General features: G+C 67.6%; 21 protein-coding genes. 13 read left to right on the top strand and 8 right to left on the bottom strand.

What is annotated here, in order from left to right:
- The 7 genes from ABDC78_RS18590 (at position 1) to ABDC78_RS18560 (ending at position 7,237) form a co-directional block, all read left to right on the top strand.
- Positions 1-909, top strand: a complete 909-nt coding sequence (locus ABDC78_RS18590) for a glutamine amidotransferase (RefSeq protein WP_178357422.1) — start codon at positions 1-3, stop codon at positions 907-909.
- Entirely contained in the window at positions 897-1,589 is a 693-nt protein-coding gene (locus ABDC78_RS18585; protein WP_178357421.1) for a protein glxC, read from the top strand. The genes ABDC78_RS18590 and ABDC78_RS18585 overlap by 13 nt, the downstream gene beginning before the upstream one ends.
- Before the next feature lie 10 nt (positions 1,590-1,599).
- Positions 1,600-2,937, top strand: a complete 1,338-nt coding sequence (locus tag ABDC78_RS18580; RefSeq protein ID WP_178357420.1) for an FMN-binding glutamate synthase family protein — start codon at positions 1,600-1,602, stop codon at positions 2,935-2,937.
- Complete coding sequence (locus tag ABDC78_RS18575; protein WP_178357419.1) at positions 2,934-4,148, top strand: FAD-binding oxidoreductase; 1,215 nt, start codon at positions 2,934-2,936, stop codon at positions 4,146-4,148. The genes ABDC78_RS18580 and ABDC78_RS18575 overlap by 4 nt, the downstream gene beginning before the upstream one ends.
- Before the next feature lie 11 nt (positions 4,149-4,159).
- On the top strand, positions 4,160-4,831 hold the full coding sequence (locus ABDC78_RS18570) for an XRE family transcriptional regulator (protein ID WP_178357418.1): 672 nt from the start codon (positions 4,160-4,162) through the stop codon (positions 4,829-4,831).
- Positions 4,832-4,990: 159 nt separating this feature from the next.
- Entirely contained in the window at positions 4,991-6,808 is a 1,818-nt protein-coding gene (leuA, locus tag ABDC78_RS18565; RefSeq protein ID WP_178357417.1) for a 2-isopropylmalate synthase, read from the top strand.
- A 45-nt stretch (positions 6,809-6,853) separates the two neighbouring features.
- Entirely contained in the window at positions 6,854-7,237 is a 384-nt protein-coding gene (locus tag ABDC78_RS18560) for an SHOCT domain-containing protein (protein WP_178357416.1), read from the top strand.
- 7 nt (positions 7,238-7,244) lie between these two features.
- Here ABDC78_RS18560 and ABDC78_RS18555 read toward each other — a convergent pair whose 3' ends face one another.
- The gene (locus tag ABDC78_RS18555) at positions 7,245-8,246 is read right to left on the bottom strand and encodes a DEDDh family exonuclease (protein WP_347133134.1); all 1,002 of its coding nucleotides are present in this window, start codon (positions 8,244-8,246) and stop codon (positions 7,245-7,247) included.
- A gap of 88 nt (positions 8,247-8,334) precedes the next feature.
- On the opposite strand from ABDC78_RS18555, the gene ABDC78_RS18550 reads away from it, so the two are divergent.
- Both ABDC78_RS18550 and ABDC78_RS18545 read left to right on the top strand, forming a co-directional pair.
- The gene (locus ABDC78_RS18550) at positions 8,335-9,564 is read left to right on the top strand and encodes a MurT ligase domain-containing protein (RefSeq protein ID WP_178357415.1); all 1,230 of its coding nucleotides are present in this window, start codon (positions 8,335-8,337) and stop codon (positions 9,562-9,564) included.
- Entirely contained in the window at positions 9,561-10,277 is a 717-nt protein-coding gene (locus ABDC78_RS18545) for a glutamine amidotransferase (protein ID WP_178357414.1), read from the top strand. Before ABDC78_RS18550 ends, ABDC78_RS18545 begins: the two co-directional genes overlap by 4 nt.
- Here ABDC78_RS18545 and ABDC78_RS18540 read toward each other — a convergent pair.
- The 3 genes from ABDC78_RS18540 to ABDC78_RS18530 all read right to left on the bottom strand — a co-directional run bounded on the left by ABDC78_RS18540 (position 10,231) and on the right by ABDC78_RS18530 (position 12,225).
- Entirely contained in the window at positions 10,231-11,115 is an 885-nt protein-coding gene (locus ABDC78_RS18540) for a DUF559 domain-containing protein (protein ID WP_178357490.1), read from the bottom strand. The genes ABDC78_RS18545 and ABDC78_RS18540 overlap by 47 nt on opposite strands.
- A gap of 161 nt (positions 11,116-11,276) precedes the next feature.
- Positions 11,277-11,888 carry a recombination mediator RecR gene (gene recR / locus ABDC78_RS18535; protein ID WP_178357413.1) on the bottom strand — a complete coding sequence of 204 codons (612 nt, stop codon included), beginning with the start codon at positions 11,886-11,888 and terminating at the stop codon, positions 11,277-11,279.
- A gap of 4 nt (positions 11,889-11,892) precedes the next feature.
- Complete coding sequence (locus ABDC78_RS18530; RefSeq protein WP_178357412.1) at positions 11,893-12,225, bottom strand: YbaB/EbfC family nucleoid-associated protein; 333 nt, start codon at positions 12,223-12,225, stop codon at positions 11,893-11,895.
- 137 nt (positions 12,226-12,362) lie between these two features.
- Here ABDC78_RS18530 and ABDC78_RS18525 point away from each other — a divergent pair, with 137 nt between their 5' ends.
- Positions 12,363-13,124, top strand: coding sequence for an Rv3717 family N-acetylmuramoyl-L-alanine amidase (locus ABDC78_RS18525; protein ID WP_347133132.1), 762 nt, complete (start codon positions 12,363-12,365; stop codon positions 13,122-13,124).
- Positions 13,125-13,154: 30 nt separating this feature from the next.
- Here ABDC78_RS18525 and ABDC78_RS18520 read toward each other — a convergent pair whose 3' ends face one another.
- A complete protein-coding gene (locus ABDC78_RS18520; protein WP_178357410.1) occupies positions 13,155-13,610 on the bottom strand; it encodes an SRPBCC family protein in 456 nt (151 codons plus the stop codon).
- Positions 13,611-13,691: 81 nt separating this feature from the next.
- Between ABDC78_RS18520 and ABDC78_RS18515 the strand changes: the two genes are divergently transcribed.
- From ABDC78_RS18515 to ABDC78_RS18505, 3 genes are read left to right on the top strand one after another with little or no spacing between them, the layout of a single operon-like run.
- Positions 13,692-15,071 carry an FAD-binding oxidoreductase gene (locus tag ABDC78_RS18515; protein ID WP_178357409.1) on the top strand — a complete coding sequence of 460 codons (1,380 nt, stop codon included), beginning with the start codon at positions 13,692-13,694 and terminating at the stop codon, positions 15,069-15,071.
- Entirely contained in the window at positions 15,068-16,390 is a 1,323-nt protein-coding gene (locus ABDC78_RS18510; protein WP_178357408.1) for a class I SAM-dependent methyltransferase, read from the top strand. The genes ABDC78_RS18515 and ABDC78_RS18510 overlap by 4 nt, the downstream gene beginning before the upstream one ends.
- A gap of 10 nt (positions 16,391-16,400) precedes the next feature.
- The gene (locus ABDC78_RS18505; protein WP_178357407.1) at positions 16,401-16,781 is read left to right on the top strand and encodes a phage holin family protein; all 381 of its coding nucleotides are present in this window, start codon (positions 16,401-16,403) and stop codon (positions 16,779-16,781) included.
- Here ABDC78_RS18505 and ABDC78_RS18500 read toward each other — a convergent pair.
- The 3 genes from ABDC78_RS18500 to ABDC78_RS18490 all read right to left on the bottom strand — a co-directional run bounded on the left by ABDC78_RS18500 (position 16,723) and on the right by ABDC78_RS18490 (position 21,194).
- A complete protein-coding gene (locus ABDC78_RS18500) occupies positions 16,723-17,751 on the bottom strand; it encodes a GGDEF domain-containing protein (RefSeq protein ID WP_178357406.1) in 1,029 nt (342 codons plus the stop codon). The genes ABDC78_RS18505 and ABDC78_RS18500 overlap by 59 nt on opposite strands.
- A 156-nt stretch (positions 17,752-17,907) precedes the next feature.
- Entirely contained in the window at positions 17,908-19,869 is a 1,962-nt protein-coding gene (locus ABDC78_RS18495) for a DNA polymerase III subunits gamma/tau (RefSeq protein WP_178357405.1), read from the bottom strand.
- A 26-nt stretch (positions 19,870-19,895) separates the two neighbouring features.
- Complete coding sequence (locus tag ABDC78_RS18490) at positions 19,896-21,194, bottom strand: aminotransferase class I/II-fold pyridoxal phosphate-dependent enzyme (protein ID WP_178357404.1); 1,299 nt, start codon at positions 21,192-21,194, stop codon at positions 19,896-19,898.
- Positions 21,195-21,220 lie beyond the last annotated feature (26 nt).

The raw sequence follows: 21,220 nt of genomic DNA, 5'->3' as shown, positions 1-21,220 counted from the left end.
ATGTGCGGGATCGTCGGACTACACCTGCGCACCCCCGAGTTGTATCCCCAACTCGGAGAACTGCTCACCGGCATGCTGTGTGAGATGGGTGACCGCGGCAGCGACTCCGCCGGCGTCGCCGTCTACGGCGACCCGACCTGGTCACCGCCGGGACAGGGCTGCGTATCCGTGGCCGACCTCGGCGCGGGGCTCATCGATGACGTCGCCCTGGTGACCTCCGCGGTCGGAACGGCCCTCGACAGCGACGTCGGCGTCGTGGCAGTTCAGGGCAGCTACCTGCTGTCGGCCGACGTGGACTCCGAAACGCTTCTGCGCGCCGTGCGATCGGTGTACCCGCAGGCATTGATCGCCGGATTCGGTTCGGACATGGCCGTTCTCAAAGGTGTCGGGCACCCGCGACAGCTCACCGACGGATGGCAACTGGAGAAGGCGCAGGGCTGGCAGGGTGTCGGCCACACCCGGATGGCCACCGAGTCCGCCGTGACACCCGCGGGTTGCCACCCCTACGCGGTCGGCCCGGAGCAGTGCATGGTGCACAACGGCTCCTTCGCCAACCACGCGACCATCAGGCGTGAACTGCGCGCGGCCGGTGTGCCTTTCGACAGCGAGAACGACACCGAGGTGGGCGCCCGGTTCATCGCCAGGCTGCTCTCCGAGGGCCGGGATGTCGAGACCGCGCTCAAGACGTTGTGCGCCACCTTCGACGGCTTCTACACGCTGCTGGTCTCCAACCGCGACTCGTTCGCGGTGGTCCGCGACGCGATCGCCTGCAAGCCGGCGGTCATCGCCGAAACCGACGACTGGGTGGCGATGGGCAGTGAGTACCGCGCCCTGGCAGGCCTGCCCGGCGTCGAGAAGGCCCGGATCTGGGAGCCCGAACCGGAGGTCGTGTACGCATGGAGCAGGTGATCACAAAACTGTTCGATCTGCGCGACTCCCCTCTTCGTGAGATCAACACCGCCCTGCACACACCGGATCTCGCCGGCGAGTTCGTCATCGCCCATCCCGCAGGTGCCCACAATGTCGCCGTCGGCCTGGATGCCCCGGTCAAGGTGACGATCGACGGCCACGTCGGCTACTACGCCGCCGGGATGAACAAGCACGCTGAGGTGATCATCAACGGCAACGCCGGCACCGGCGTCGCGGAGAACATGATGAGCGGGTCGGTCTGGGTCAAGGGCAACGCATCACAGTCCGCGGGCGCGACGGCCCACGGCGGACTGCTCGTCATCGACGGCAATGCCGCTGCGAGGTGCGGCATCTCGATGAAGGGCGTCGACATCGTCGTCGGCGGAAACGTCGGTCACATGAGCGCGTTCATGGCGCAGGCCGGGCGCCTGGTGATCCGCGGCGATGCGGGCGAGGCGCTGGGAGATTCGATCTACGAGGCTCGCCTCTACGTGCGCGGCGACGTGGCATCACTGGGCGCCGACTGCGTGGCCAAGCAAATGGACGCCGAGCACCACACCGAACTCGCAGAACTGTTGAAGGCGGCTGGATTCGGGGACGACGACACCAGTGCGTACACCCGGTACGGGTCGGCGCGGTCGTTGTACCACTTCCACGTCGACAACGCTGCGGCGTACTAGGACGGAACCCATGAGTGACACCAGCGATGACCGGGCCCGCCGCGGACTGCGCGAATCGGCCACCTTCGATCGGGCCACCATCGCGGCCATCCAGCGTGCCGCCGACACCGGCATCTACGACATCCGCGGCTGGGGCGCCAAACGCGCGCTACCCCACTTCGACGATCTGCTGTTCCTGGGCGCGTCGATGTCCCGCTATCCGCTGGAGGGATACCGGGAGCGCTGCGCGACCGACGTCGTGCTCGGCGGTCGGTTCGCCAAACACCCCTTGCATCTGGACATTCCGGTCACCATCGCCGGCATGAGCTTCGGTGCGCTGTCCGGGCCGGCCAAGGAGGCGCTGGGTCGCGGCGCCAGCGAGGTCGGGACGTCGACGACCACCGGTGACGGCGGGATGACCACCGAGGAGCGGGGCCAGAGCAAGTACCTGGTCTACCAGTACCTTCCGTCGCGCTACGGGATGAACCCCGACGACCTGCGCAAGGCCGATGCCATCGAGATCGTCCTCGGCCAGGGCGCCAAACCGGGCGGCGGAGGAATGCTGTTGGGACAGAAGATCTCCGAGCGTGTCGCGGGCATGAGGACCCTCCCCCAAGGCATCGATCAGCGCTCAGCATGCCGGCATCCGGACTGGACGGGCCCCGACGATCTGACCATCAAGATCAACGAACTGCGCGAGATCACCGACTGGGAGAAGCCGGTGTACGTCAAGGTCGGCGCCACCCGCACGTACTACGACGTCAAGCTCGCGGTGCACGCCGGCGCGGACGTGGTGGTGGTGGACGGTATGCAGGGCGGCACGGCAGCCACCCAGGACGTCTTCATCGAGCACGTCGGGATCCCCACCCTCGCGGCGATCCCACAGGCCGTGCAGGCGTTGCAGGAACTCGGCGTGCACCGACAAGGTGTGCAACTGATCGTCTCCGGTGGCATCCGCAACGGCGCGGACGTGGCCAAGGCGCTGGCCCTGGGCGCCGACGCGGTCGCGATCGGCACCGCGGCGCTGATCGCGTTGGGCGACAACCACCCTCGATACGCCGCCGAGTACGAGAAGATCGGCAGCGCAGCGGGTTTCTACGACGACTACCAGGACGGCAACGACCCCGCGGGAATCAGCACCCAGGACCCTGAACTCGCCGCCCGGTTCGATCCGGTGGCAGGCGGTCACCGGCTGGCCAACTACCTGCGGGTGCTGACGATGGAAGCCCAGACCATCGCCAGGGCCTGCGGCAAGTCGCACGTCTGTCACCTCGAACCCGACGACCTCGTCGCGGTGAGCATCGAGGCCGCGGCGATGGCGCGGGTGCCGCTGGCGGGCACGGACTGGATCCCCGGCATGCGTTCATGACCGAGACCGCGGACGTCGTCATCGTCGGCGGCGGCATCGAGGGCTCCGCGACCGCGTGGGCACTGAGCCGGCGCGGGGTCACGGATGTGGTTGTGGCCGAACGCAATACGGTCGGATCCGGGATGACCGGCAAGTCCAGCGGCATCGTGCGCTGCCACTACGGTGTCAGCTCGCTGGCAGCGATGGCCGCCGACGGGCTGGAGGTCTTCGAGCGCCCGCAGGAATTCCTGGGAGACGACGTCACCGACATCGGGTTCCGCCAGACCGGCTACGTCGTCGGCGTGGGCGATCCCAATGTGGACTCGCTGCGCAAGAGCATGGCCGCACAACGCGCCGTCGGGGTGCAGACCGAGGAGATCGACCACAGCGAGGTCGCGCGACTGTGGCCGTTCGCGGATCTGACACCGTTCGCCGCGTTCGGCTGGGAGGCCCGCGGCGGGTACGGCGACGCCTACCAGACCGCACAGGCGTTTTCGACGTCCGCCCGCGCGGCCGGGGTTCGGGTCCGCCAAGGATTTGCGGCCACCGGCCTGCTGGTCGACGGCGACACGGTCACCGGAGTGCGGTTCGCCGACGGCTCGGAGATCTCGGCGGGCACCGTCGTCGTCGCCACCGGGGTGTGGACCCGGCCGTTCCTCGCGCCCTACGGCATCGACGTGCCGATCCGGGTGGTGCGCGAGCAGATCGTGATGATCAGCCCCGGCATAGACGAAACGGTCATCGGTCGCCTTCCGATCTTCTCCGATCTGGTGTCGCTGCAGTACGTCCGCCCCGAGGTGGGCGGGGACATCCTGTTCGGCAACAGCGACCTGCCCGGTTACGAACACATCGATCCGGCCGATCCCGACGACTACCTCAACCGGGCCACCGAGGCCGCGGTCGACGTCACCGTCGACAAGGTGGGAACCCGATTTCCCGGCTTCGCCGACGCATCCATTGCCGGCAGCTACGCCGGCTGTTACGACGTCACGCCGGACTGGAACCCGGTGATCTCCCGGGCGCCGCTGGACGGGTTGGTGATCGCGGCCGGCTTCAGCGGCCACGGTTTCAAGATCGCGCCCGCGGTCGGCCGGCTCGTCGCCGACCTCGTCGTCGACGGACACGGCAGCGACCCGCGCATCCCGTCCTCGGACTTCCGCTTCTCCCGATTCGCCGAGGGCGAGCTGCTCAAAACGCCCTACCCGTACGTCGGGGCCGGCCAGATGCGCTAGACAGGAGCACTGTGGCCCCGCCTGACTCTCACGCCGACGACAACGTGCCGCTGCTTCGCAACAAGTCCGGCACCGCCCGGGACCGTGATCCGGCCGAGCCGGTCGAAGAGCTCGAGATCGAGGCCGCGATCGGACACAACGTGCGCCAGCTACGGCTGCAGCAGGGCCTGACCGTGGCCGAGACCGCAGCTCGCATCGGCATCTCCAAAGCCATGATGAGCAAGATCGAGAACGCCCAGACCTCGTGCAGCCTGTCCACCCTCGCGCTGTTGGCCAAAGGCTTCGACGTGCCCGTGACCAGCCTGTTCCGCGGAGCCGACGTGGAGCGGCCGGCAGCGTTCGTGAAGGCCGGCAACGGCGCCCGGATCGTGCGCAACGGGACCAAGGAGGGCCACGAGTACCAGCTGCTCGGATCGCTGCGCGGCGAGCACAAACGCCTGGAGTGCCTGCACGTCACACTGTCGGAGAAGAGCCAGACCTACCCGCTGTTCCAGCACCCCGGAACCGAGTTCATCTACATGCTCGAGGGTGTCATGGACTACAGCCACAGCCGGTCGGTGTACCGGCTGCACCCGGGCGATTCGCTGCAGATCGACGGCGAGGGCGCGCACGGCCCCATCGACCTGGTGTCGCTGCCCATCCGGTTCCTGTCGGTGATCGCGTTCCCGGACTCCCAGGTCTGACGGGGTTTGGGCAACCGCTGCACACGGGAGTACAGTCATCCCCGTGCAGCGGGTGCTCCTTCTCGGACGCCGCGACGGGGTCTAGTCCAGACCGGCTTCCCGTCGCGGGTTTTCGCGATGCGCCGGTCTGAGAAATCCCCAGACCTTCCGGAGCACGAGATGACTGAGAACTTCAACCCCGCTGACGCTTACAGTTCGGTGCGCACGATCAACACCCCCGCCGGTGCGCCACATCCGAACCAGCCCTCCTGGAACACCCAGCGAGGGGTGTCCATGCCGGTGAGCCGCTACCGCAGTTTCGCCGCTGAAGTCCCCGGGGGACAACCCCCCGCACCGTTCGACCGCACCTGGCCCGACAAGGTGATCGACAGCGCGCCGATGTGGTGCGCGGTGGATCTGCGCGACGGCAATCAGGCGCTGATCGACCCGATGAGCCCGGGCCGCAAGCGTCGGATGTTCGACCTGCTGGTGCGGATGGGCTACAAGGAGATCGAGGTCGGCTTCCCGTCGGCGAGCCAGACCGACTTCGACTTCGTCCGCGAGATCATCACCGAGGGTGCGATTCCCGACGACGTCACGATCCAGGTGCTGACGCAGTGCCGGCCGGAGTTGATCGAGCGCACGTTCCTCGCCTGTGAAGGTGCGCCGCGGGCCATCGTGCACTTCTACAACTCGACGTCGATCCTGCAGCGGCGCGTGGTCTTTCGCGCCGACCGCGACGCCGTCAAGAAAATCGCCACCGACGGCGCCCGGTTGTGTGTCGAGGAGGCCAAGAAGTACCCCGGCACCCACTGGCGGTTCGAGTACTCCCCGGAGTCCTACACCGGCACCGAACTGCAGTACGCCGTCGAGGTGTGCAACGCCGTCTCCGACATCATCGCCCCCACGCCGGACACACCGCTGGTCGTGAACCTGCCGGCCACCGTTGAGATGGCCACCCCCAACGTCTACGCCGACTCGATCGAGTGGATGAGCCGCAACCTGGCCCGCCGGGACGCGATCATCCTGAGCTTGCACCCGCACAACGATCGCGGAACCGCGGTTGCCGCAGCCGAATTGGGCTACGCAGCCGGCGCCGACCGCATCGAGGGCTGCCTGTTCGGCAACGGTGAGCGCACCGGCAACGTGTGTCTGGTGACGCTGGGCCTGAACCTGTTCAGCCGCGGCGTCGATCCGCAGATCGACTTCTCCAACATCGACGAGATCCGGCGCACGGTCGAGTACTGCAACCAGTTGCCGGTGCACGAGCGCCATCCCTACGGCGGCGACCTGGTGTACACCGCGTTCTCCGGCAGCCACCAGGACGCCATCAACAAGGGCCTGGACGCAATGAAAGTCGCTGCCGACGAGGCAGATTCGGACGTCGACGACATGCTGTGGCAGGTTCCTTACCTGCCGATCGACCCGAAGGACGTCGGCCGCACCTACGAGGCCGTCATCCGGGTGAACTCCCAGTCGGGCAAGGGCGGCGTCGCCTACATCATGAAGGCCGACCACGGGCTGGCCCTGCCGCGCCGACTGCAGATCGAGTTCTCCCAGGCGATTCAGCAGATCACCGACGGCGAGGGCGGCGAGGTGTCGCCCAAGGAGATGTGGGACGCGTTCCACGAGGAGTACCTGGCCCCGATCACGCCACTGGAGCGGATGCGACAGAAGGTGGACGCCGCAGAGGTCGACGGCGGCACCGACACCATCACCGCGATCGTCAAGATCGACGGGGTGGAACGTGAGATCGTCGGCGCGGGCAACGGACCGCTGGCGGCGTTCTGCGACGCGTTGGGTGCCGTCGGCTACGACGTGAGCGTGCTCGACTACTCCGAACATGCGATGTCGGCGGGCGAGGAGGCCCAGGCCGCGGCCTACGTCGAGGCCTCGATCGGCGGGAAGACCGTGTGGGGTGCCGGGATCGCGACCTCCATCACAACTGCGTCACTTCGGGCCGTTGTGTCGGCCGTGAACCGTGCCGCGCGTGGTTAACTGACGTCCGCGCAAACCGCGCGACTCGGTTGAGGAGTAGCCGTCATGTGGGATTCGTTCTGGGATTTTCTGTGGTCAGCGGTCGTCATCTTCGCGTTCATCGCGTATCTGATGATCCTGTTCAACATCTTGGCGGACCTGTTCTGGCGTGATCACAAGACCTCCGGCGTGGTCAAGGCGATCTGGGTGATCTTCCTGATCCTGATCCCGTACCTGACGGCGCTGGTCTACCTCATCGCGCGCGGCAAGGGCATGGCCGAACGGGCGCGCGAGCAGGCGCTGCAGGCCAAAGCGCAGACCGACGACTACATCAAGCAGGCCGCCGGGCGCTCGCCCGCGCAGGAGATCGCCGACGCCAAGGCGCTGTTGGACTCGGGCACCATCAGCGCGGCGGAGTTCGAAGCACTGAAGACCAAGGCGCTCAGCTAGTCACGGGTCAGAACAACGTGAACTGATCGGCGACCGCCGAGGTGTCGACGAACTCCTCGATGGCGGGGCCGCCGAGCACCGAGTCCAGCTTCTGCAGGAACTCGACACCGGCGAGCAGCGGCACGCCGAACTCCCTGGCCAGGTATCCCCTGCCCTGCTCAGGCGCGTCGTCGTCGCAGATCACCAGCGACGTGTGCAGATCCACCGCGTCGGTGTAGGCCAGCCCGGCGTGCAGGATGCGCTCGACGAGCTCCTCATGGGTGTGGCTCACCTCGGACGCCAGCGCCACCCGCATCCCCTGGACCAGCGGCCGTCCCGGCACGAACCGTCCGGGATTGGCGTACGGACACGGCATCCGGGCGGCCTGCACCTTGAGCGGGCGCAGTTCGTCGTGGGTGACGGTGCCGTTGGGCCAGGTGCGGCGCGTCACCGGATGCACCGGCAGCCACGCCCGGCGCTCGGCGGCCCGCACCAGCACCGGTTTGAGGATCTGGGCCAGCACCATCGCGTCGTCGAGGGCGTCGTGCGGTTTCATCTGCGTGATGCCCCAGTGACGGGCGAGCGTCTCGAGTCGAAGGTTCTCGGTGCCCAGGTCGAGGCGCCGCGCCAGTTCGACGGTGCACATCACCGTCTCGACCGGTAAGTGGGCTCCGACCAACTCCGCCTCGGCCGCGAGGAAGGCGTAGTCGAAGCCGACATTGTGGGCGACGAGGGTGCGCCCCCGCAGCAGCTCGTTCAGGTCGGCGACGACGTCGCCGAAGGTCGGTTGACCCTCCAGCATCTCGGAGGTGAGCCCGTGCACATGCGTGGGGCCGGGGTCGACGCCGGGGTTCAGCAGACTGTAGAGGCTCTTCTCGACGTTCCCGTCGTCACTGAGGGCCAGCGCCGCGATGCTCACGATGCGGGCCTGCCCCGGATGGAAGCCTGAGGTCTCCACATCGACGACGGCCCAGCCGGCGCCGGTCTGGTCGGCTGGTCGGCCCCAGTGCATTCCGGCGGTTGAGCTCACCGTTCGAGGATGGCACGCGGCGCTGACATGCCCGCCGCCATCCGCCGCGTGTCGGTCGCCGCAGTTCGGTCTCTTTTAGACTGCCGGGATGGTTACCGGACGGGGTCGGATCGCGCTCGCGGCGGGCGCCGCCGCGCGGTGGGGGTCGCGGGTCACCGGCAGGGGTGTCGGAGCCATGATCGGCGGCCTGGTCGCGATGACGCTGGATCGCTCGATCCTGAGCCAGCTGGGTCGCGACCGCCGCGCAGTCGTCGTGACCGGCACCAACGGTAAGTCCACGACAACCCGCATGACAGCGGCCGCACTGGCCACGCTCGGACCTGTGGCCACCAACGCCGAGGGCGCCAACATGGACGCCGGCCTGGTGGCCGCGCTGGCCGCCGCACCCGGCGCAACGCTTGCCGCCCTCGAGGTCGACGAGATGCACGTCCCGCACGTCTTGGATGCGGTGCAAGCCGCCGTCGTCGTCCTGCTCAATCTGTCTCGCGACCAGCTCGACCGGGTCGGTGAGATCAACCACATCGAACGCACCCTGCGCAGCGGGCTGGCCCGGCACCCGTCGGCGGTGGTCGTGGCCAACTGCGACGACGTGCTGATGGCGTCGGCCGCCTACGACAGCCCGAACGTGGTGTGGGTCGCGGCGGGTGGCGGCTGGGCGAGCGATTCGGTGAGCTGCCCGCGCTCCGGGGAGATCATCGTGCGGGAACAGTCGCACTGGTACTCCACCGGCCAGGATTTCAAGCGCCCCGACCCTGCCTGGTGGTTCGACGACACCCACATCCACGGACCCGACGGCCTGTCCCTGCCGATGACCCTGGCGCTGCCCGGCGCGGTCAACCGCGGCAACGCGACACACGCGGTCGCCGCGGCGGTGACACTGGGCGCCGATCCCGCCGCAGCGGTCGCGGCGGTGTCACTGGTCGACGAGGTGGCGGGCCGGTACCGGACCGTGCAACTCGGCGCGCACACCGCACGCGTGTTGCTCGCGAAGAACCCGGCCGGTTGGCAGGAGGCGCTGTCGATGGTGGACCGCGATGCCGCGGGGGTGGTGATCGCGGTCAACGGGCAGGTACCCGACGGCGAGGACCTGTCCTGGCTGTGGGACGTGCGCTTCGAACACTTTGACACGGTGCAGGTGGTCGCTGCCGGCGAACGTGGCACCGACCTCGCGGTGCGTCTGGGCTATGCGGGCGTCGAGCACACGCTGGTGCACGACACGATGCGCGCGATCGATTCGTGCCCGCCCGGCCACGTCGAGGTCATCGCGAACTACACCGCATTCCTGCAGTTGAACCGAATCCTGGAGCGCCTCGCATGACCGAATCGACGGTGCGGATCGGGCTGGTGCTGCCCGACGTGATGGGCACCTACGGCGACGGCGGCAACTCGGTGGTGCTGCGACAGAGGTTGCGCCTGAGGGGAATCGACGCCGAGATCGTCGAGATCACGCTCGACGATCCAGTGCCGTCGGAGCTGGACATCTACACCCTCGGCGGCGCCGAGGACTACGCGCAACGGCTGGCCACCAAGCATCTGATCCGCTATCCAGGTCTGCAGCAGGCCATTTCGCGAGGAGCCCCGGTACTGGCGATCTGCGCGGCCATCCAGGTGCTGGGGCACTGGTACGAGACCTCGGCCGGGGAACGCGTCGACGGGGTGGGAGTGCTGGACCTGACGACGTCGCCGCAACCGGAGCGCACCATCGGTGAGGTCACGGCGACTCCGTTGGTCGACGGGTTGACCGAACCGTTGACCGGTTTCGAAAACCACCGCGGTGGAACGGTATTGGGCGCTGACGCGCGGCCACTGGCCGCAGTGACCAAGGGCGCGGGCAACCGGGCCGGGGACGGTGTCGACGGAGCGGTGCAGGGCAGCGTCGTCGCCACCTATCTGCACGGCTGCTGCCTGGCCCGCAATCCGGAGCTCGCCGACCACTTGCTCGCCGAGGTCGTCGGTACGCTGGCGCCGCTGCAACTGTCGGAAGTCACGCAGCTGCGCCGGGAACGCCTCGCGGCACCCCGACGGGTGTAGGGCAACCCCGCTCCCGCAGCGCCGCGTCGACCCGATCCAGCCACTGCTCGGCTTCATCCTCGGCGATCACCCGGATCACCGTCCACCCCATCGCCTCGAGCATCCGCAGCCGCTTGATGTCCTTGACGTACTGCTTCCGGTTCTTCCGGTGATGATCACCGTCGTATTCGACAGCGACACGGTGTTCGGGCCACCCCATGTCCAAGAACGCGACGGGTCGAGAGCCCGCCAGAACCGGGATCTGCGTCTCGGGCCGGGGAAAACCCTTGTCCAGCAGACGCAATCGCAGTTCGCTTTCCCGTGGCGAAGCGGCTCCGCCGTCGACGAGCGGGAGCAGCTCTCTGAGCTGAGCGATCCCCCGCAGCCGCGGCAGCCGATCAGCCAGGCTGACGACGTCGGCAACGTCGAAGTGCTGGTTCCACATCAACGCATCGAGTCGGGCCAGCGCCTCGGGTCTGTCGAGGTGACGGCCGAGGTCGAAAGCCGTCCGGATGCGCGTGGTGACGGGAAGGCCTGAGCGACGGGTGATCTGGTTGCCGGGAAGGGAGTCGGTGCGGATGATCAATCCGTCGCGAGGGCGGCACTTGACGCCCGTCACTTCGATCGGGATATCGGCGTCGATCCACGGCGCACCGTGCAAAGCGGCTGCCGCAACGCCGGCGATCGCCCCTTTGCGTCCGGTGGCCAACCAGGCGCCGATCGCCCGGTCACGCAGCGTGATCTCCATACCCTTGCGCACGAACACGCCGCGGTAGAGCGTCGTGTAATCGCGCGCCAACTCATGCCTGGTCACTACACCGGCCCTGACAGCCTCCCCGCCCAGCACGACCCTGTTCACGCCGGTCATGTTGCCAGCCCGCACCGACATCACTGACGAACCGACCGATCCACGTTCTGCAGGAAAAGTGCGAGTAACCGGCTGCAAAAGGTGGATCGGTCACGCCAGCGGGCCTCTGAACTCCCGCAGGTGACCCCGTACGTTCGGCGCGCGAACCCGAGTCAGGCCATCGCGCGGCGGCCGACCAGCGCGCGACCCAGCGTCAACTCGTCGGCGAACTCCAGATCACCGCCCATCGGCAGGCCCGAGGCGATCCGCGTCACGGACAGCCCGGGGATGTCGCGCAGCATCCGCACCAGATACGTCGCGGTGGCCTCACCCTCGGTGTTCGGATCGGTGGCGATGATCACCTCGGCGACGTCGACACCGTCGACCCGCTCGCCGATCCTGTTGAGCAGCTCGCGGATTCGCAGCTGGTCCGGGCCGATGCCCGACAGCGGGTCGAGCGCGCCGCCGAGCACGTGGTAGCGACCGCGGAACTCCCGGGTGCGTTCGACCGCCTGCACATCCTTGGGTTCCTCGACGACACAGACCAGGGAGGCGTCGCGGCGCGAGTCGCTGCAGATGCGGCAGCGGTCCTCGTCGCTGACGTTTCCGCACACCGCGCAGAACTTCACCCCGTCGCGGACCTTGCCGAGGACGGCGGTGAGCCGGTCGATGTCCGGCGGCTCGACCGAGAGCAGGTGGAACGCGATGCGCTGGGCACTCTTCGGCCCGATGCCGGGCAGCTTGCCCAGCTCGTCGATCAGATCCTGGACCGGTCCTTCGAACAAGGAGTCACATCCCCGGCAGCCCGAGGCCGCCCATTCCGCCCGCCAGCGGGCCGAGCCTGTCGTGCGCCAGGATGGTCACCTGCTTGGCCGCGTCGCCGATCGCGCCGACGATCAGGTCCTGAAGAGTCTCGACGTCGGAGGGGTCGACCACCTTGGGGTCGATCGCCACGGCCACCACCTCGCCGCTGCCACGCATGCTGACCTGGACCAGGCCACCGCCCGCCTGGCCGTGCACCTCGGCATTGGCGAGGGCCTCCTGGGCCTCCATCAACTGCTGCTGTACCTGCTGGGCCTGCGCGAGCAGTGCTGACATATCGGGTTGACCACCGGGCTGCATGACTGTCCTCTGTACGTGTTGGTGAATCGGGGATAGATATGCGGATAGGTTTCGTCTCGGTCTCGACTTGGTTGCGCTCGCCCAGATCCGGCACTTTGGTCTTTAAGCGTAGTCCGCATGCGGGCTACCGTGGCGCCGTGCACGCGCCAGCCCGCCACCGTGTCGGCACGCGAGTAGCTTCAGCGCTCACCGCCGGACTGCTCGTCGCCGCGTCGACGCTCATCAGCCCTGCCCATGCCGCCCCGACCAGCGTGGCGGGGAAGATCGTCTTCCTCGACCCCGGTCACAACGGCGCCAACGACGCCTCGATCAGCAGACAGGTCCCGACCGGGCGCGGCGGCACCAAGGACTGCCAGGCCAGCGGCACCACCACCGGCGACGGCTATCCCGAGCACAGCTTCACCTGGGACACCACCCTGCGGATCCGGCAGGCGCTGACCGCCCTGGGCGTGCGGACCGCGATGTCGCGGGGCGACGACACCGGCCTGGGCCCGTGCGTCGACGAACGGGCGGCGATGGCGAACCAGATCCGGCCCAACGCCGTGGTCTCGATCCACGGCGACGGCGGCCCGGCCAGCGGGCGTGGTTTCCACGTGTTGTACTCCTCGCCACCGCTGAACGCGGCCCAGGCGGGGCCCTCGGTGCAGTTCGCCAGGGTGATGCGCGATCAGCTCGCCGGTTCGGGCATCCCGCCCGCGACCTACATCGGCTCGTCGGGACTCAATCCGCGCTCCGACATCGCCGGCCTCAACCTGGCTCAGTACCCGTCGATCCTTGTCGAACTGGGCAACATGAAGAATCCGGCCGATTCGGCCCTGATGACAACAGAGCAGGGGCGCCAGAAGTACGCCGACGCCGTCGTCCGCGGCATCGTGGCGTTCCTCAGCTCCCAGAGTTGAGAGTGACGTCCACGACACGCTCGACGGAGATCAGTTCTCCGATCCGAGGGTGCCCTCGACCTCACGCTTGAGGTTTCCGAGCACTACGGCCTGGATCTTGCGCAGGCCGATCGGGGCGAAAGTCTTCTCGAAGAAGCCGCCGATCCCGCCCGCACCCTGCCACGACGTCTTGACCGTCACCGACGATCCCGGACCTGCCGGCGCGACGGTCCAGTTCGTCACCATCGACGAGTTCGCGTCCTTCTCGATAACGGTGTGACCTGCGACGTCGACGTCAGCCTTCACGTCGCGGGACCGCGACTTGGTGGCCTGCAGCTTCCAGGTGGCAACCGTTCCGGCACCCTGGCCGCCCTCGAGTACCCGGTAGCCGCTGTAGTGCTCGGAGAGGATTCTCGGGCGCATGGCCTGGTAGTCCGCGACGGCGCCGAAGACGGTCGCCGGGTCGGCGTCGATCAGGACCGTGCTGGACGCGCTGACCTGTCCCATCAGTGCAAACTCCTCGTCAACAGGGGGTGAAGGTGTCTGGGTACGGTCGCATCGGGTGCCACCGCGGACTAGCGTATATGTGTGTCTGTCGCCTCGACCGACGCACGTGCCGCTCATACCGACGGCGTGCGGCGGCTTCTTTCCAGTTATCGGGCGATTCCCGCCGACGCCTCGGTTCGGCTGGCCAAGCCGACGTCCAACCTGTTCCGCGCCCGCGCCAAGAACACCGGCCCCGGCCTGGACACCTCAGGGTTGACACACGTCATCGCGGTCGATCCGCACACCCGCACCGCCGACGTGGCCGGCATGTGCACCTACGAGGACCTGGTGGCCGCCACGCTGCCGTATGGGCTCTCGCCGCTGGTGGTCCCCCAGCTCAAGACCATCACCCTCGGCGGTGCGGTGACCGGGCTCGGCATCGAGTCGGCGTCGTTCCGCAACGGTCTGCCCCACGAGTCCGTCCTGGAGATGGACATCCTCACCGGCACCGGCGAGATTCTGCGGGCATCGCCCGACGAGAACCCCGAACTGTTCCGGGCGTTTCCGAATTCCTATGGCACGTTGGGTTACTCGGTTCGCCTGAAGATCGAGTTGGAGCCCGTCAAGCCGTTCGTGGCGCTGCGGCACGTCAGATTCGGATCGCTGACCGACCTGGTCGACGCGATGGAGGCGATCATCACCTCCGGCGAATTCGACGGCGAGCGAGTCGATTACCTCGACGGTGTAGTGTTCACCGCCGACGAGGGCTACCTCTGTCTCGGCACCCAGTCGGCCACCCCCGGACCAGTCAGCGATTACACCGGCAGCGACATCTACTACCAGTCGATCCAGCACGAGGGCGGTGAGAAGCACGACCGGCTCACCATCCATGACTACCTGTGGCGGTGGGACACCGACTGGTTCTGGTGCTCCAGAGCGTTCGGCGCCCAGAATCCGCGCATCCGCCGCTGGTGGCCGCGAAAGTACCGGCGCAGCAGCTTCTACTGGAAGCTCATCGGCTACGACCAGCGCTTCGACATCGCCGACCGCCTCGAGGTACGCAACGGCCGGCCCCCACGCGAACGGGTCGTCCAGGACGTCGAGGTGCCGATCGATCGCACCGCCGAGTTCGTGGCATGGTTCCTCGATAACGTACCCATCGAACCGATCTGGTTGTGCCCGTTGAGACTTCGCGACGAGGGCAACTGGCCGCTGTACCCGCTGCGCCCGCACCACAGCTACGTCAACATCGGCTTCTGGTCTTCGGTGCCCGTCGGTCCGGAGGAGGGCCACACCAACAAGCTGATCGAACGCAGGGTCAGCGAACTGAACGGACACAAGTCGCTGTACTCCGACGCGTACTACTCGCCGGAGGAGTTCGACGAACTCTACGGCGGCGAGACCTACAAGACGGTGAAGAAGACCTATGACCCTGACTCACGATTCCTCGATCTGTATGCGAAGGCGGTGAAGAGACAATGACGACATTTCGGGAACGCGCCACAGATGCGGCGGACAACTCCGAAGGCAGACTCTCACTGGCGGAGGTTCTGGAGATCTTCGCGGCCGGCCGACTGCCGCTGAAATTCACTGCGTACGACGGCAGCAGCGCCGGGCCCGACGACGCCACGTTGGGACTCGACCTGCGGACGCCGCGTGGGACCACCTATCTCGCGACCGCACCGGGCGACCTGGGGCTGGCCCGGGCGTATGTCTCGGGCGACCTGGAAGCCCTCGGCGTCCATCCGGGTGATCCCTACGATCTGCTCGCCGCGATGGCGCAGAAGATGAAGTTCAAGCGCCCGCCCGCGCGGGTGCTGGCCAACGTCATCCGGTCCATCGGCATCGAGCACCTCGTGCCGATCGCACCACCTCCCCAGGAGGCGCTGCCCCGATGGCGACGCTTCGCAGAAGGGTTGCGACACAGCAAGACCCGTGACGCCGAAGCGATCCATCACCACTACGACGTGTCGAACACCTTCTACGAGTGGGTCCTGGGCCCGTCGATGACCTACACCTGCGCCTGCTATCCACATCCGGATGCCACGCTGGAGGAGGCGCAGGAGAACAAGTACCGGCTGGTCTTCGAGAAGCTGCGACTGCAACCGGGTGACCGTCTGCTCGACGTCGGCTGCGGCTGGGGTGGCATGGTGCGCCATGCCGCGCGCAACGGCGTGAAGGTGATCGGCGTGACGCTGTCGCGGGAGCAGGCCATCTGGGCGCAGAAGGCAATCGCCGAGGAGGGTCTGGGAGACCTGGCCGAAGTGCGCCACAGCGACTACCGCGACGTGCGTGAGTCACAGTTCGACGCCGTGTCCTCGATCGGGCTCACCGAGCACATCGGGGTGGGGAACTATCCGGCGTACTTCCGGTTCCTGCGATCGAAGCTGCGTACCGGCGGCCTTGTGCTCAACCACTGCATCACCCGTCACGACAATCGAGCGGGGGCCACTGCCGGCGGGTTCATCGACCGGTACGTGTTCCCCGACGGGGAGCTCACCGGTTCCGGGCGCATCATCACCGAGGTGCAGAACGCCGATCTCGAGGTGCTGCACGAAGAGAACCTGCGCCACCACTACGCGCTGACGCTGCGTGACTGGTGCCGCAACCTCGTCGAGAACTGGGACGAAGCAGTCGCCGAGGTGGGCCTGCCCACCGCCAAGGTATGGGGCCTGTACATGGCCGGATCCCGGATCGGGTTCGAGCAGAACGCTATTCAGCTACACCAGGTACTGGCGGTCAAGCTCGACGATCGCGGCGACGATCACGGGCTGCCGCTGCGGCCCTGGTGGAACGCCTAGGGGGACACCGGTGATCCGCTTCCTGCTGCGTGTCGCCGTATTTCTCGGGTCCTCGGCAATCGGGCTGCTCGTCGCCGACTGGTTGGTGCCTGGTGTGTCGGTCTCGGTGTGGGGCTTCGTCACTGCGGTGGTGATCTTCACTGTGGCCCAGGCGATCCTGTCACCGTTCTTCCTGAAGATGGCCAGCCGATACGCCTCGGCGTTCCTCGGCGGCATCGGCTTGGTGTCGACTTTCGTCGCGCTGGTGTTGGCCTCGCTGTTGTCCAACGGGCTCAGCATCCGCGGCATCGGTTCGTGGGTCGCGGCCACCGTGCTGGTCTGGTTGGTCACCGCTATCGCGACGGTGGTGCTGCCAGTGCTGATCCTGCGGGAGAAGAAGAAAGCACCCTAGGCACCGGTGCGTGGGCGTAGACCGCGCACCGACCGCCACCGGCCCGTTTCGCCTCGTACATCGCCGCATCGGCATGCCGGACGACATCGTCGACCATGAAGTGTGAGGCATCGGTCGCCAACGCCGCGACACCGACGCTGGCGCTGAGTTCGGTTCCGTCGATCTCGCCGCGTGTCAGGGGGGCCAGCCGGTCGGAGAGTTCCGCCACGTCGTCGGCATCGTCGAGAAATCCGACGAGCACCAGTTCGTCGCCGCCGATCCGTGCGACGACCTCGCCCGGTCGAGCGATGTCGCGAAGCTTTCCCGCCATGTGCTCCAACGCCGCGTCGCCTGCGGCGTGGCCTTGGCGGTCGTTGAGTTCTTTGAAGCGGTCGACGTCGCACACCGCGACGAACATCGTCGTCGGCCCGGTCAGCTCGCGCAGTGCCGAGCCGACAGCGGCGGTCATCCCCCGGCGGTTCCGCAGTCCGGTCAACGGATCGTAGGCGGCCGACCTGGCGGTCCTGCGGATTGCGCGCCGTCCGCCCACGATCAGCGCGAGACCACCCAGCGGCACAAAAACCACCCACGTCAACGCCGGCATGTAGAAGACGGACAACTCCATCAGGTCGGATTGTCCGGAAGCGGTGGCCCAGCCGGTGATCGCCGCGATCACCAGAAATCCGCCAGCGCAGTGCAGGTACAGGATTCGGGGGCTGAGTAGAAAGGCAGCGAACACGCCGACCAAGCCCATGTAGAGCGTGGAGCAAAGTTGGGCCTGCGGCGTGGACATCGTCGACGCGCCCAACGCGAGCGCACAGTCCGCCCAGATCACGAACGCCACCGCAGCGCCGTACCGCGGCCACGGCGTCAACAGCCAGCGCGCCCCGACCACGGTCGCGGAAATGATCACGACGACGAGAATCAGCCTGCTCGTGAGGCTGTTGGGGCCGTAGGGCAGGAACTGCGCAACCACGCCCATGCCCGCCATCGCGACGCTCGATGCGCCGACGAAGCGGCTGAAATCTTGGTGAGGCGACCTTCGCGCAATGCTTGAGTCGCAAAAGCGAACTCGTTTCTGCCCATTGCCGGCCTCCTGTCGGCAACGTAAATTTAGGTCGCCAGTTCGTGACAGAGGGCAGTCTAGCTAATCCGCCTGGATGCGACGCGCCCCGAGTTCGGTCTGTAATAACTCGAGGGCGGCCTCTTCGGGGTCGCGGCGCGGCGCCAAGGGGTCGTCCTTGCCCGCCTCGGCGAGCATGCTCTCTTCGTCGTCATTGGCCTGCTCGGGTTCAGCGGGGCTCTGCCGCGGCGGCGGGGACACTGCCGGCTCAGAGGCCGCTGCGCCGGTCTCGCAGCGGATCTTCCAGTTAACCCCGAGCGCGTCTTTGAGAGCTTCGCGGATGACATCGGCGTTGCGTTGCTCGGTCAGTCGTTTCGCCAGCGGCGCCGATTCATGGCTGAGGACCAGCGTGTCCCCGTCGACGGCACGCACGATCGCACCCGCGAGCATCACCTCGGTGGTGCGACTGCGCTCGCGGACCTTTTCCCGCACGGTGGTCCACATGCTGCGCACCGCAGCGGCGTTGGGTTCACCGGTGGCGACCGCTGCCGGCGGTGTAGCGGCCGGCGCCTCCACAGCCGGTGCCGCCGGTGGCCGGACCGGAGGTGGCGAGGCAGGTTCGGGCTCAACGGGTTTCGGAGCCGGCGGCGGGGCGACGGATTCAGGCGCAGGCTCGACGGGCGCAGGCTCGACGGCCGCAGGCTCGACGGCCGCAGGCTCGACGGCAGGCGCGACAGGCTTGGGCACCGCAGGCGCGACAGGCTTGGGCACCGCAGGCGCCGGCGCGGCGGGCTTGGGTGTCAGCTCGGGCTCGGGGGCGGCCTTGGTCTTGCGGACGAATTGTTTCGGAGGCGCGAGGGCGGCACTGACCTGCTCGCCGGCGGGAATCGACATGTCGAGCCGGGTCTCGATGCGTTCCACCCGCTGCAGCAGCGCGGATTCGGTGTCACTGGCCGACGGCAGCAGCAGCCGGGCACACACCACCTCGAGCAGCAGCCGCGGTGCGGTCGCTCCGCGCATCTCTCCCAGTCCGGCGTGCACCACTTCGGCGTAGCGGGTCAGGGTGGCCATGCCGACCCGGGCCGACTGGTCACGCATCCGCTCCAACACGTCCTCGGCTCCGTCGACGACGCCCCGCGCGACCGCGTCGGGCACCGCCTGCAGCACGATCAGGTCGCGGAACCGCTCGAGCAGGTCGGTGGCGAACCTGCGCGGGTCGTGGCCGGCGTCGATGACACCCTCCACCGCGCCGAACAGCGCAGCGGCGTCACCGGCGGCTAACGCGTCGATCGCATCGTCGATCAGGGCGAGGTCGGTGGCCCCCAGCAGGGACAACGCCCGCTGGTAGGCGACGTGGTTGCCGTCGGCCCCGGCCAGCAGCTGGTCGAGCACGCTCAACGTGTCCCGGGGTGACCCCCCGCCGGCGCGGATGACCAGCGGGAACACCGCGTCGTCGACGTCGACGTCCTCCGAGGCGATGATCTTCTCGATCAGGGTGCGCATCGTCTTGGGCGCCAGCAGCCGGAACGGGTAGTGGTGGGTACGCGACCGGATGGTCGGCAACACCTTCTCCGGTTCGGTGGTGGCGAACACGAAGATCAGGTGCTCGGGTGGCTCCTCGACGATCTTGAGCAGAGCGTTGAAGCCCGCCGTGGTGACCATGTGGGCCTCGTCGACGATGAAGATGCGATAGCGCGACTGTGCGGGCGCGTAGAACGCCCGGTCTCGCAGTTCGCGGGTGTCGTCGACACCGCCGTGGCTGGCGGCGTCGAGTTCGACGACGTCGACGTTGCCGGGACCGTTGGGCGCCAGCGCGACGCAGGAATCGCAGACGCCGCACGGCGTGGAAGTCGGCCCCTGCTCGCAGTTCAGCGAGCGCGCCAGGATCCTCGCCGAGGATGTCTTGCCACAGCCTCGCGGCCCGGAGAACAGATAGGCGTGGTTGATCCGCCCGGAGTTCAGCGCTGTCGACAGCGGCTCGGTGACGTGTTCCTGGCCGACGACTTCAGCGAAGCTCGCCGGTCGGTACTTGCGGTATAGAGCCACGGGAGCAGGCTACCCAGCCTGACCGACTACTTGTCGGCCAGCAGTGCTTCGGTGGCCGAAAGCAGCGCGCACGTGGCGAGCCCGTCGATGGCCGCGCGCACATCGGCCTCGGCGGGAAACGTGGGTGCAATCCGGATGTTCTTGTCCTCCGGGTCTTTTCGGTACGGGAACGAGGCACCCGCCTCGGTGACCGCGATGCCCGCATCCTTGGCCAGTGCCACGGTCCGCTTGGCTGTGCCCGGAATGATGTCGAGGCTGATGAAGTAGCCACCCTTGGGATCGGTCCAGGACGCGATCTTGGAGTCACCGAGGCGGTCCTCGAGGATCTCCAGCACCAGCGCGAACTTCGGGGCCAGCAACTCCTGGTGGCGCTGCATGTGCAGGCGCACCCCGTCGGCATCGCCGAAGAAACGCGCGTGCCGCAGCTGATTGAGTTTGTCGGGACCGATCGATTTCTTTCCGGCGTGCTGCAGGTACCAGGCGATGTTGCCCAGCGAACCGCCCAGGAAGCTGACGCCGCCTCCGGCGAAGGTGATCTTCGACGTGGAGGCGAAGACCAGCGGCCGGTTCGGATGGTTCGCCGCCGCGGCCAGGCCCAGCACGTCGACCTGGCGGACGAAGTCGTGGGTGAGCGTGTGCACCGGGTACGCGTTGTCCCACAGGAGCCGGAAATCGCTTGCGGCCGTTTCCATCTGCACCAGCCGGCGGACCGTCTCCCAGGAGTAGGTGACGCCCGTCGGGTTCGAGTACACCGGCACCGACCACATGCCCTTGATCGCCGGATCCGCGGCGACGAGTTCCTCGATGAGGTCGACGTCCGGACCCTCCTCGCCCATCGGCACCGGAATCATCTCGATGCCCAGGCTCTCGGTGATCGCGAAGTGCCGGTCATAACCCGGCGAGGGGCACAGGAACTTGACGCCCGGACCGTCCCGGAGCTCGTCGATCCACGGCCGCGGCGAGTCGACGCCGCCGTGCAGCAACGAGAAAACCACCACGTCGTGCATGAACTCGAGGCTGGCGTTGTTGCCGGCGATCAGGTTGGGCACCGGGATGCCGAGCAGCTCGCCGAAGATGGCGCGCAGTTCCGGCAGGCCGTGCAGGCCGCCGTAGTTGCGGGTGTCGGTGCCGTCGGCGTCGCGGAACGCGTCGCGTCCACCTCCGGGAAGCTCGAGCAACGCGTTGGAGAGGTCGAGCTGCGCCGGTGACGGCTTACCGCGGGTCAGGTCGAGGTGGAGCGCTTTGGCCTGCAGTTCGGCGTAGTTGCGCTTCTGCAGATCGTGCTGCGCGAGCAGTTCGTCTCGGCCCAGCGACTGAAACGACACTGCTCGCCTTTCACCGTGGTCGGTGG

The sequence above is a fragment of the Mycobacterium sp. DL genome, assembly GCF_039729195.1.
Classification (GTDB): Bacteria; Actinomycetota; Actinomycetes; order Mycobacteriales; family Mycobacteriaceae; genus Mycobacterium; species Mycobacterium hippocampi_A.
The sequence above is the reverse complement of the archived record's forward strand: the minus strand, read 5'-3'. Positions and strand labels throughout refer to the sequence as shown.

Coding starts and splice junctions, on each gene's coding strand:
- ABDC78_RS18545 (WP_178357414.1), top strand. CDS start 9,561: ATGACCGAATCGACGGTGCGGATCGGGCTGGTGCTGCCCGACGTGATG.
- ABDC78_RS18585 (WP_178357421.1), top strand. CDS start 897: ATGGAGCAGGTGATCACAAAACTGTTCGATCTGCGCGACTCCCCTCTT.
- leuA (WP_178357417.1), top strand. CDS start 4,991: ATGACTGAGAACTTCAACCCCGCTGACGCTTACAGTTCGGTGCGCACG.
- ABDC78_RS18500 (WP_178357406.1), bottom strand. CDS start 17,751: ATGGCGGGCATGGGCGTGGTTGCGCAGTTCCTGCCCTACGGCCCCAAC.
- ABDC78_RS18550 (WP_178357415.1), top strand. CDS start 8,335: ATGGTTACCGGACGGGGTCGGATCGCGCTCGCGGCGGGCGCCGCCGCG.
- ABDC78_RS18560 (WP_178357416.1), top strand. CDS start 6,854: ATGTGGGATTCGTTCTGGGATTTTCTGTGGTCAGCGGTCGTCATCTTC.
- ABDC78_RS18510 (WP_178357408.1), top strand. CDS start 15,068: ATGACGACATTTCGGGAACGCGCCACAGATGCGGCGGACAACTCCGAA.
- ABDC78_RS18520 (WP_178357410.1), bottom strand. CDS start 13,610: ATGGGACAGGTCAGCGCGTCCAGCACGGTCCTGATCGACGCCGACCCG.
- ABDC78_RS18580 (WP_178357420.1), top strand. CDS start 1,600: ATGAGTGACACCAGCGATGACCGGGCCCGCCGCGGACTGCGCGAATCG.
- ABDC78_RS18590 (WP_178357422.1), top strand. CDS start 1: ATGTGCGGGATCGTCGGACTACACCTGCGCACCCCCGAGTTGTATCCC.
- ABDC78_RS18575 (WP_178357419.1), top strand. CDS start 2,934: ATGACCGAGACCGCGGACGTCGTCATCGTCGGCGGCGGCATCGAGGGC.
- ABDC78_RS18530 (WP_178357412.1), bottom strand. CDS start 12,225: ATGCAGCCCGGTGGTCAACCCGATATGTCAGCACTGCTCGCGCAGGCC.